This is a genomic window from Pseudomonas sp. CC120222-01a (assembly GCF_003097235.1).
Classification (GTDB): Bacteria; Pseudomonadota; Gammaproteobacteria; order Pseudomonadales; family Pseudomonadaceae; genus Aquipseudomonas.
The window spans coordinates 1-11,672 of the sequence record NZ_QEQQ01000039.1; the positions used below are offsets into that span (position 1 = coordinate 1).

The window sequence follows — 11,672 nt, forward strand, 5'->3', positions numbered from 1 at the left end:
TCTACACCGCCAAGCTGACCAACGCGGCTGGCAGCGACATGACCATCACCCTGAGCAACGGCGCGGTCATTACCATCGCCAAGGGTGAGACCGAAGGCAGCGTGCCGTTCAATGCACCAGCCAACACCGTGTACGTCGATGCCGGCAATGTCAGCGTCACCATCGCTGGCACCACTGGCGGTGACTTCGAGCAGCTGGCGGTCAGCCCGACCCCGGCCGTGACTGCAATCACCGATTCGATCGACACCTCGACCGTCACACTGACCGCCACCGCCTCGACTGTCGAAGGTGGAGTCATCACCTATACCGCTTCCGTCACTGCACCTGTGACCGGCACCCCGCTGGTGATCTCGCTGGCCAACGGCCAGACCATCACCATTCCGGTAAACGCCAGCTCCGGCTCGGTCGATTTCATCGCGCCGAACAACGTCTACACCACCAATACCCCGGTAACCAACAGCATCACCGGCGTCACCGGTGGCAACTACGAGAAGCTGGATACCGCTGGCACTCCGAGCACCACGGTCAACGATGACCCGGCACGCCTGGACACCACCAGCGTCAACCTCACCGCCACCGGCTCCGTCGATGAAGGCGGCCAGATCACCTATACCGTGAAGCTGACCAACCCGGCCGGCAGCGAGATGAAGGTCACCCTCAGCAACGGTGAAACCATCACCATCGCCAAGGGCCTGAGCGAAGGCAGCGTCACCGTCGATGCGCCGAAAAACACCGTCTACGTGGACGCCGGTACGGTCGAGGCGAAGATCACTGGCACCACCGGTGGTGATTTCGAGAAGCTGAACGTCAGCACTGCTCCGGCAGTGACTACGATCACCGACACCATCGACACCAGCACCGTTGTATTGAGTGCCACGCCATCGGTCACCGAAGGCGGCGTCGTGGTCTACACCGCCACCGTCAGCGCGCCGGTCACCGGCAGCCCGCTGGTGATCAGCCTGGCCAACGGCCAGACCATCACCATCGGCGTCAACGAGACCAGCGGCTCGGTCAACTTCACTGCGCCGAACAACGTCTACAACACCAACACCCCGCTGACCAACAGCATTACCGGCGTCACGGGTGGCAACTACGAGAAGCTGGAAACCAGCGGCACGCCGACCACCGTCGTCAACGACGATCCGGCCAAGCTGGACAATACCGGTCTGTCCCTGACCGCCACCAACTCCGTCCAGGAAAGCGGCCAGATCACCTACACCGCCAAGCTGACCAACCCGGCCGGCACCGAAATGAAGGTGACCCTGAGCAATGGCGCGGTCATCACCATTGCCAAGGGTGCTGCCGAAGGCAGCGTCACCGTCGATGCGCCGAAGAACACCGTCTACGTGGATGCCGGCGAAGTCAAAGCGACCATTACCAACACCACCGGCGGCGACTTCGAGCACCTGACCGTCAGCCCGAATGCGGCCGTGACCTCGGTGACCGACAGCATCGACACCAGCACCGTTGTGCTGAGCGCCACCTCGAGCGTGGCCGAAGGCGGCGTGGTGGTGTACACCGCGACCGTCAGCGCCCCGGTGACCGGCAGCCCGCTGGTGATCAGCCTGGCCAACGGCCAGACCATCACCATCGGCCTCAACGAGACCAGCGGCTCGGTCAACTTCACTGCGCCGAACAACGTCTACAACACCAACGCGCCGCTGACCAACAGCATCACCAACGTCACCGGCGGCAACTACGAGAAGCTCGAAGCCAGCGGCACGCCGAGCACCACGGTCACCGACAACCCGAACAAACTGGACACCACCGGGCTCAGCCTGAGCGCCACCGGCACCGTCCAGGAAGGCGGCCAGATCACCTACACCGCCAAGCTGACCAACCCGGCCGGCACCGAGATGAAAGTCACCCTCAGCAATGGCGCGGTCATCACCATTGCCAAAGGCCTGAGCGAAGGCACCATCACTGTCGACGCACCGAAAAACACCGTTTACGTCGATGCAGGCAGCGTCAGTGCGACCATCACCGGTACCACCGGCGGTGACTTCGAGAAACTGGCCGTGAGCACGACCCCGGCCGTGACCTCGGTCACCGACAGCATCGACACCAGCACCGTGACCCTGACCGCCACGCCGTCGGCTGTGGAAGGCGGCGTGATCACCTACACCGCCACGGTCACCGCGCCGGTCACCGAGAAACCACTGGTGATCACCCTGGCCAACGGCCAGAGCATCACCATCGGCATCAACGAGACCAGCGGCTCGGTCAACTTCACTGCGCCGAACAACGTCTACGCCACCAACCCGGCGGTGACCAACAGCATTACCGGCGTCACTGGCGGCAACTACGAAAAACTGGTCACCGCTGGCAACCCGAGCACCACGGTCACCGACAACCCGAACAACCTGGACACCACCAACGTCAGCCTGAGCGCTACCGGTACCGTCCAGGAAGGCGGCCAGATCACCTATACCGTCAAGCTGAGCAACCCGGCCGGCAGCGCCATGACCATCAACCTGAGCAACGGCTCGGTGGTCAGCATCGCCAAGGGCCAGAGCGAAGGCACCGTCACCGTCGACGCACCGAAGAACACCGTGTACGTCGACGCCGGCAGCGTCAGCGCGACCATCACCGGCACCACCGGCGGTGATTTCGAGAAGCTGAATGTCAGCCCGACCCCGGCGGTAACGGCCGTGACCGATACCATCGACACCAGCACCGTAACCCTGACCGCCACCCCGAGCGTGACCGAAGGCGGCGTGGTCACCTACACCGCGACCGTGACCTCGCCAGTGACCGAGCATCCGCTGGTGATCAGCCTGGCCAACGGCCAGACCATCACCATCGGCATCAACGAAACCAGCGGGTCGGTCAACTACACCGCACCGAACAACGTCTACATCACCAACACGCCGTTGACCAACAGCGTCACCGGCATGACCGGCGGTAACTACGAGAAGCTGGTTGCCGTCGGCACGCCGAGCACCACGGTGAACGATGGTCCGAACACCAAGGACCTGACCACCCTGAGCCTGACGGCCACCCCGACCGTCGCCGAAGGTGGCCAGATCACCTATACCGCCAAGCTGACCAACCCGGCTGGCACCGAGATGAAGGTGACTCTGAGCAATGGTGAAGTCATCACCATCGGCAAGGGCCTGAGCGAAGCCAGCGTGACCATCAACGCACCAACCGATGATCCGTACATCGATGCCAGTACCGTGAAGGTCAACATCACGGGCTCCACCGGTGGCGACTTTGAGTTGCTGACCACTGACGCCACGTATGCCGAAACCAAGGTCACCGACACTATCGACAACACCGGCCTGAGCCTGAGCGCTACCCAGACCGTTGACGAGGGCGGCCAGATCGTCTACACCGCCACCTTGACCAACAAGGCCGGTACCGCGATGACGGTGACCCTGAGCAACGGCGCGGTGATCCACATCGATGCCGGCAAGACTTCCGGCACCGTCACCGTCGCGGCCCCGGCCGACGACGTGTACATCGATGCGGGCAACGTCTCGGCGACCATCACCGGCACCACCGGTGGCAACTTCGAGCAGCTGACCGTCAGCGACAAGGCTGCGGTCACCGCCGTGACCGACACCATCCAGACCACCACCCTGAGCATCAACGGCACCGCCGCGGTGGCCGAGGGCAGCACGGCCACTTACACCCTGACGCTGACCAACCCGGCGCAGACCGACGTGACCGTCAAGCTGAGCTACAGCGGCACCGCCACCAACGGTGCCGACTACACCGGCGTGGTCAGCGTGGTGATCAAGGCCAACAGCTCGACGGCCACCTTCACCATCCCGACCATTAAGGACAACGTCACCGAAGGCACCGAGCAGTTCACCGTCAAGATCGACTCGGCCACCGGTGGCAACTTCGAGAACCTGGCCATCAGCGGTAGCGCCGGCAGCGCCACCACGGTGATCTACGAACCGGCCCCGGTGCTGGACCTGGACGCCAACGACTCCAGCGGCAAGAATGGCGCCGACTACCAGACCACCTTCACCGAGAACGGCAAGGGTGTGTCGATCGGCGATGTCGACGTGAGCATCACCGACTACGACAGCTCGATGCTGACCGGCGCCACCGTCACCCTGACCAACCGTCAGCCGGGCGATGCGCTGAACCTGGGCAACAGCATCAACGGCATCACCATCAACGCCAACAGCACCGACGGCAAGGTGGTGCTGACCCTGAGTGGTACCGCGTCGCTGGCTGATTACATCCAGGCGATCAAGAACATCACCTTCATCAACACCAGCGAAGACCCGAGCACCACGCCGCGGATCATCACGGTGACGGTGACCGATGGCGTCAACACCTCGAACACCGCGACCACCACGGTCAACGTGATTGCCGTGAACGACGCACCGACCACCACCGGCGGCGCGGTCACCGGCAATGAAGACACCGACCTGGTACTGGCCTGGAGCGACTTCAACGTCAGCGACGTCGATTCGCCGCTGAGCAGCCTGGGCGTGACCATCAACACCCTGCCGGGCGCCGGCAAACTGCAGCTGCTGGTCGGCTCGACCTGGACCGACGTCAAGGCCGGCCAGACCGTCAGCCAGGCCGACATCGCCGCCGGCAAGCTCAAGTTCGTACCGGCCGCCAATGAGTCGGGTGTCGACGGCTACGGCGGCACCGGCGTGGGCAACAAGCAGGCCGACTACGCGCAGATCAAGTACACGCCTACCGACGGCAAGGATGCGGGCAACCAGGCCACGCTGAAGGTCGACATCAAGCCGGTCGCCGACGCCCCGTCGCTGAGCATCGGCAACAACAGCGTCAACTCGCTGGGCCTGACCAAGGAAACCTGGACCAGCCTCACCGGCCTGGGCACCAACGGTAACGGCATTACCGGTGACGCGCTGAAGAACGTGTTCGCCAACTCCGGCAAGGCGGGCAAGACCGAAACCGTGACCACGGTCGACACCAATGCCAGCATCACTGCGGGTTCGGGCTCGAAGACTTCCGGCCTGATTTACCTGGAAGCGGGCAAGACCTACACCTTCAGCGGCACCGCCGACGACAGCCTGCAGATCGTCATCGGCGGCAAGAACGTCGCCGGCGCCACCTGGGCCAACGCCAGCGGCAGCATCTCGGGCAGCTTCACCCCGACCACCAGCGGCTACTACACCCTGGAGATCTACAGCGCCAACCAGGCCGGCCCTGGCAGCCTGGACGTCAATATCCAGGTGGGCAGCGGTGCGGTCACCGACCTCAGCAGCGCCAACATCCCGATGTACCCGAACGTCAGTGCGCTGGCGAATGCCGGTGTAACGGTGTCGGACCTGCATGGCAGCAACGGCGTGGGCTACTACGACGGCTACAAGCTCAACGAAGGCGGCGAGAACGGCGCCCCGATCAAGCTGGTGAGCATCAACACCGCGCTGACCGACACCGACGGTTCGGAATCCCTGAGCGTCAAGCTCTCGGGCATCCCGGCAGGCTCGGTGCTGGCTGACAGCGCGGGCCACACCATTACCGTTGGCAGCGGCGCGGTAGACGTCACCGGCTGGAACCTGAGCAGCCTGACCATCAAGCCACCGGCCTACTACCAGGGCCAGTTCGACGTGAAGGTCAGCTCGACTTCGAGCGAAAGCGTCGGCGGCAGCACCGCTACCACCGAGGGCACCATCAAGGTCACGGTCTACCCACAGACCTACACCACCAGCAACCTCTCGTCCGACAGCGACACCATCACCGGTACCGATGGCAACGACATCATCGTCTCGGACGTCAACGGCCTGCACGTGGTGCCAGGGCAGAACTACAACATCGCCTTCATCGTCGACACCTCGGGCTCTATGGGCTCGTCGGGCGTGAGCGCGGCCAAGTCTTCGCTTGAGTCGGTGTTCAAGACCCTGGCCGCCAGCGTCAAAGGCGCCCAGTCGGGTGTGGTCAACATCCTCCTGGTGGACTTCGCCACCCAGGTCAAGAGCACGGTTTCGGTGACCCTAAACGACGCGGGCCTGAAAACCCTGCTCGCGGCGCTGAACACCCTCTCGTCCGGCGGCGGCACCAACTACGAAGATGCCTTCAAGACCACCGCCAACTGGTTCCAGACGCTCAAGGATGCGGGTAGCACCGGCAGCAATCAGACGTTCTTCATTACCGACGGCCAGCCGACCTACTACCAGACCAACGAGAAGACCAACCCGACACTGGGCAACGGCAGCGTCACCCTGGACAGCTACCTGTCGTCGATCAACTACAAGCTGGGCGATACCGTCAGCAATGGCACCGTGGACAGCAAGACCCGCGTATCCATCGACTCCGACGGTTCCATCACCATCCAGTACAGGAACAGTGCCACCAGCAGCAACTGGAAGTACTATGACTCCGGCACGCTGCACGCCCAGGGCGACGGCACCTACGAGATGTCGACCCGGGCCGGTACCGGTAGCAGCACCAACGACGCCACCCTGGCCAACTCGCTGGACAGCTTCAAGATCCTTTCGGGCCTGTCCGACGTCGAAGCGATCGGCCTGAACAGCGGCGTCAACGCCAACGACCTGAAGCCGTACGACACCGATGGCAAGCCGCAGACCAACATCGACCCGAGCAAGCTCGCCGATGCCATCCTCGGCCACACCGAAGCTACCCTGCCGGGCAACGACACGGTCAACGGTGGCGACGGCAACGACATCATCTTCGGCGACCTGGTGACCCTCCCGTCCATCGCCGGTACCGGTGTCGAGGCCATCCAGGCCTATGTCGCCGGCAAGACCGGTGTCGATGTCGGTGACGTGGACGCGCGGGCGATGCACCAGTACGTCAGCGAGCACTACACCGAGTTCGATATCTCGGGGGCCAACGACGGAGCCGACACCCTGATGGGCGGCGCAGGCAATGACATCATCTTCGGCCAGGGTGGCAACGACTACCTCGATGGCGGCAAGGGCAATGACATCCTGCTCGGCGGCAGCGGCAACGACACCCTGATCGGCGGCCAGGGCGATGACATCCTGATCGGCGGCAGCGGTGCCGACCTGTTCGTGTGGAAGGCCGGTGACGTCGGCAACGACGTGATCAAGGACTTCAAGGCCAGCGAGGGTGACCGCCTCGACCTGCGCGACCTGCTGCAGGGCGAGACCGCCAGCACCATCGACAACTACCTGAAGATCACCACCGCCGCAGATGGCACCTCGACCTTGCAGGTCAGCTCCGAAGGCAAGCTCAACGCCGGCGGCAGCGCCGACGTGACCATCAAGCTCGAAGGCGTGAACTGGTCGAACACCACGGTCAACTCGTTGATCAGCGGTGCCGACCCGACCATCAAGGTCGATCACTGATACCCGTCCCGCGGTGGCCAGCCCTGGCCACCGCGGAGGCGGCCTTCCCTGCCACCCTCGCGCAGCGCATACTCACGCGCCGGGCTCACCTGCCTGGTGAACTTTGCCTATGCTGCGGATTACCAACTAAGGAACCATCGTGACGAGGGACGACGCCATGTTCTACGTGCAACGCGACGCCGACGGCCAGTTGCTGCGGGTAGAAGCTGCCCCCTATGCCGAATTCACGGAAATGCTCCCGGCCGACCATGCCGACATCCTCGAATGGTTTGCCGACGACGTGGTCGAGAACAGCCTGCGCCAGCTCAAGCAGAGCGACCTGGACATGATCCGCGTGCTGGAGGACCTGATCGATGTACTGACCACCAAGGGCGTGATCAGCATCACCGACCTGCCGGCCGGCGCCCAGGCCAAGCTGCTCAACCGTTCCAACGCGCGCCAGGCACTGGGCAGCCTGAACAACCTGATCCAGGAAGATGAAGACACTGGGTTGATCTGAACCTGTAGTGGATGGCACCGGCTTCGCCGGTGTTCGCGGGTGAACCCGCTCCCACAGGGTCACGCGATCCCTGTGGGAGCGGGTTTACCCGCGAAAGGGCCGGCACAGGCTAGCGCTCGCGCAGGGCCTCGGTGCGGGCCTTGATGATCGGCTTGAGCAGGTAGCTCATGATGGTCTTCTTGCCGGTTTTGATGTCCACCGTGGCGACCATGCCGGGGATGATCTGCAGCGGCTTGGCGTCGCTGCCCAGGTGGCTCTTCTCGGTGCGCAGGCGGATCGGGTAGTAGGTGGTCTTCTTGTCTTCGTCAGTAATGGTGTCGGCGCCGATCTGCTCGAGCTTGGCCTCCAAGCCGCCGTAGATGGTGTAGTCATAGGCGGTGAACTTGACCATGGCCTCCTGCCCCGGGTGCAGGAAGGCGATGTCCTTGGGCAGGATCTTCGCCTCGATTACCAGCGTATCGTCCAGCGGCACGATCTCGATGATGTCGCTGCCCGGCTGGATCACCCCGCCGATGGTGTTCACCAGCAGCTGCTTGACGATACCGCGCACCGGCGAGGTGACCAGGGTGCGATTGACGCGGTCATCCAGCGCCTTGGTGGTGGCAGTGGCCTTGTTCAGGTCGGTGCGCGCCTCGTTGAGCTGGGTCAGGGCGTCACTGCGGAACTTGCCGCGGGTTTCCTCGATCTTGCTCTGCACTTCCTTCACCGCCGCCTCGGCGCGCGGAATAGCCAGTTCGGTAGCGCTCAGCTCGCCACGGGTCTCCACCTCGGAGCGGCGCAGGCGCAGGATCTCGACCTGGGAAATCGCCCCCTTGGCCACCAGCGGCTCGGACATGCCGATCTCCTGGTTCAGCAACTGCAGGCTGCTGGCGTACTGGGCACGCTTGGAGTTGAACTCACGCAGTTCCTGCTGCTTCTGCACCAGTTGCTGCTGCAGGCCATTGACCTCGTCATTCAACTGCTGACGCCGGCTGGCGAACAGTGACTCTTCGCTGGCCGCCTGGCTCGGCGCGGCCTTGCGCAGCTCTTCGTCGATCTTCAGCGGCGTGTCCTCGACCTCGGCACTGAGCCGCTCGACCCGCAGGGCCATGGCCACGCGTTCGGCCTCGGTTTCGCCTTTGTTCGAGATGAAGCGCGTTTCGTCCAGGCGCAGCAGCGGCTGGCCAACTTCGACGATTTCCCCTTCCTTGGCGAAGATCTCGGCAACGATGCCGCCTTCGAGGTTCTGCACCTTCTGCACCTTGGACGACGGGATGGCCTTGCCCTCGCCGCGGGTGACTTCGTCGATGGGCGCAAAGCTGGCCCAGACGATGAGAAACAGGAAGAACGCGATCACGCCCCAGATGGTCAGGCGCACGACACGCGGGGCGTCTTCGATGAGCGCTTTGTTGACCTCCGGCAGCGGCTGCCCGTGCAGCGAGTCGGAGCCCTTGAAATAGCGGCGCAGGCTGTCCTTGAACTGACCGATATCGAGCTTATGCAACACTGATCTGCCCCTTCTTCAGTGCATCCATGACGGCGGCTTTCGGGCCATCGGCAACTACCTGGCCGCGGTCGATGACGATCAGCCGGTCGACCAGCGTCAGCAGCGAGGCCCGGTGGGTCACCAGCAGCACGGTCTTGTTCTCGATCACCGCCTGCAGGCGCTGCTTGAGGCGCTCTTCGCCGGTATTGTCCATGGCCGCCGTGGGCTCGTCGAGCAGCAGAATCTGCGGGTTGAGCAGCAGCGCACGGCCCAGGGCGACGTTCTGCCGCTGGCCGCCGGAGAGGTTCTGACCACGCTCACCCACCTGCAGCTCGTAACCGTCCGGGTGCAGCCGGGCGAACTCGTGCACACCAGCCAGTTCGGCAGCTTGCAGGATCAGCTCGTCCTCGATGTAGCGGGCACCGCTGACCAGGTTGTCGCGCAAGGTACCGGCCAACAGCTGGATGTCCTGCGGCACGTACCCGACGTTGTGGCGCAGTTCGCTGACGTCGATCTGGCGGATGTCCACGCCATCCACCAGCAACGAGCCGTTGTCCGCCTCGTACAGCCCGACGATCAGCTTGGCCAACGAACTCTTGCCCGAGCCACTGCGGCCGATGATGCCGACTTTCTCGCCCGGGCGGATGTTCAGGCTGATGTTCTTCAGGGCCATGTTCTGCTGGTTCGGGTAGGTGAAGTCGACGCCGCGAAACTCGATCGCGCCCTGCAGCACCTGGCGGCTCAGCGGGCGCTCTTCGAAATTGCGCTCTTGCGGCAGCTCCATCATCTGGTTGGTCGAGACCATGGTCACCTTGGCCTGCTGGTAACGCGCCAGCAACCCGTTCAACTGCCCGAGCGGGCCCAGAGCACGACCACTGAGCATGTAGCAGGCCACCAGGCCGCCCATGCTCAGGTTGCCGTCGATGATCTGATACACACCGACGCAGATCATCGCCACGCCGGCCATCTGCTGGATCATCAAGGTGATGTTCATCGCCAGGCCCGACAGCACCTTGACCCGCAGTTCCAGGCGGCTGAGGGTCCCAAGGGTCTGCTCCCAGCGGTACTGGCGCTCGCTCTCGGCGTTATTGACCTTGACCGCGTCCAGGCCGGCCAGGGTTTCGATCAGGCTCGACTGGCGCTCGGAGGCCAGCGCCATGGTCCGCTCCATGGTCGCCATCAGGGGTTTCTGCAGGGCGTAGCCGATGCCCAGCGCCAATGGGAAAGCGAGGACCGGGATCCACACCAGATGGCCGCCGACGATGGCGATGACCATGAGGATGATCAGGGTGAATGGCAGGTCGATCAGGCTGGTCAGGGTCAGCGAAGCGAGGAAGTCACGCAGCCCTTGGAACTCGTGGATGTTCTGGGCAAAGCTGCCGACCCGCGCCGGGCGGTATTTCATCGACATGCCGACGATGCGCTCGAACAGCGTGGCCGAGATGATCAGGTCGGTCTTCTTGCCGGCCAGGTCCAGGCACAGACTGCGCAGGCCCTTGAGGATCAGGTCGAACAGGTAGGCACCGGTAATGCCCACCGCCAGCACCCACAGGGTCGAGGTGGCCTGGTTGGGCACTACTCGGTCGTAGACGTTCATCACGAACAGCGGCGCGGCCAGGGCGATGAGGTTGATCACCAGGCTGGCGGCAATGGCATCCATGTACAGCCATTTGCTGCGCAGCAGCGTGTCGCGGAACCAGGATTGGGCCCGCGGGATGAGATTGCCGTGGTTGACGTCGTACTTGTGCTGCGGCTGGGCGAAGAACACCTTGCCGCTGTAGTCCCCAAGTAACGCCTCGCGGCTTATCAAAACCTCGCCGCCATCGCTCTCGCTGAGCAGCAGGCGCGCGGTGTCGGCGTTTTCCCAACCCAGCAGCACCGCAGCGCGGCCTTCCTTGAGCAGCAGCATGGCCGGCATGGCGATGCTCGGGATCTGCTCCAGCTTGCGTTGCAGCAGGCGCCCCTGCAGGCCGGCGCGGGCGGCGGCCCGGGGCAATAGCTCGGCGTTCAGGCGCTGGGCCGGCAAGGGTAAGCCGGTGGTCAGCATGACCCGGCTGGCGGGCTTCTGATGCAGCACACAGAGGGTCAGCAGGCAATCCAGCAACGGATCGTCGTGCTGACTACGCGGGTCGTGACTGAGCTGGGCTCGACGGACTTCGGATTCCACGTGGCGCTCTCTTCCTTGCGGTAGTTGGGGCAGGCACCCACCAACAATGGCCGGCTGCTCTTTCAAACGGACGACATCGCTGGCCAAAGGTTTCACTTTCTGAATATAGCCAGCGCCATTAACAGCGCTATACAGAGACTAACGCGTGATACCTCAGGCGCAAGCCAAACCTGCACTACAACTTCCCCGACAATCGACCGCCAGGCTCAGGACCAGAGCTGACGGGGCTTTCGTGTATGCACGCCTGATCATGCCGGTGCAGCGACA

General features: G+C 63.6%; 4 protein-coding genes. 2 read left to right on the forward strand and 2 right to left on the reverse strand.

What is annotated here, in order from left to right:
• Positions 1-7,274 (forward strand): immunoglobulin-like domain-containing protein (locus N430_RS28125; RefSeq protein WP_116583667.1); only part of this gene is annotated, 7,274 nt, incomplete at its 5' end.
• Positions 7,275-7,431: 157 nt separating this feature from the next.
• A complete protein-coding gene (locus tag N430_RS28130; RefSeq protein ID WP_110639902.1) occupies positions 7,432-7,773 on the forward strand; it encodes a tryptophan synthase subunit beta in 342 nt (113 codons plus the stop codon).
• Positions 7,774-7,882: 109 nt separating this feature from the next.
• Here the strand turns inward: N430_RS28130 and N430_RS28135 are convergent, their stop codons facing one another.
• Together N430_RS28135 and N430_RS28140 are read right to left on the reverse strand one after the other, a co-directional pair.
• Positions 7,883-9,259, reverse strand: a complete 1,377-nt coding sequence (locus N430_RS28135; RefSeq protein WP_110639903.1) for an HlyD family type I secretion periplasmic adaptor subunit — start codon at positions 9,257-9,259, stop codon at positions 7,883-7,885.
• Entirely contained in the window at positions 9,249-11,405 is a 2,157-nt protein-coding gene (locus N430_RS28140) for a type I secretion system permease/ATPase (protein WP_110639904.1), read from the reverse strand. The genes N430_RS28135 and N430_RS28140 overlap by 11 nt, the downstream gene beginning before the upstream one ends.
• Between the last annotated feature and the right edge of the window lie 267 nt (positions 11,406-11,672).

Excerpts from the sequence above, each read along its gene's own strand:
- N430_RS28130 (WP_110639902.1), top strand. The coding sequence starts at position 7,432 with ATGTTCTACGTGCAACGCGACGCCGACGGCCAGTTGCTGCGGGTAGAA.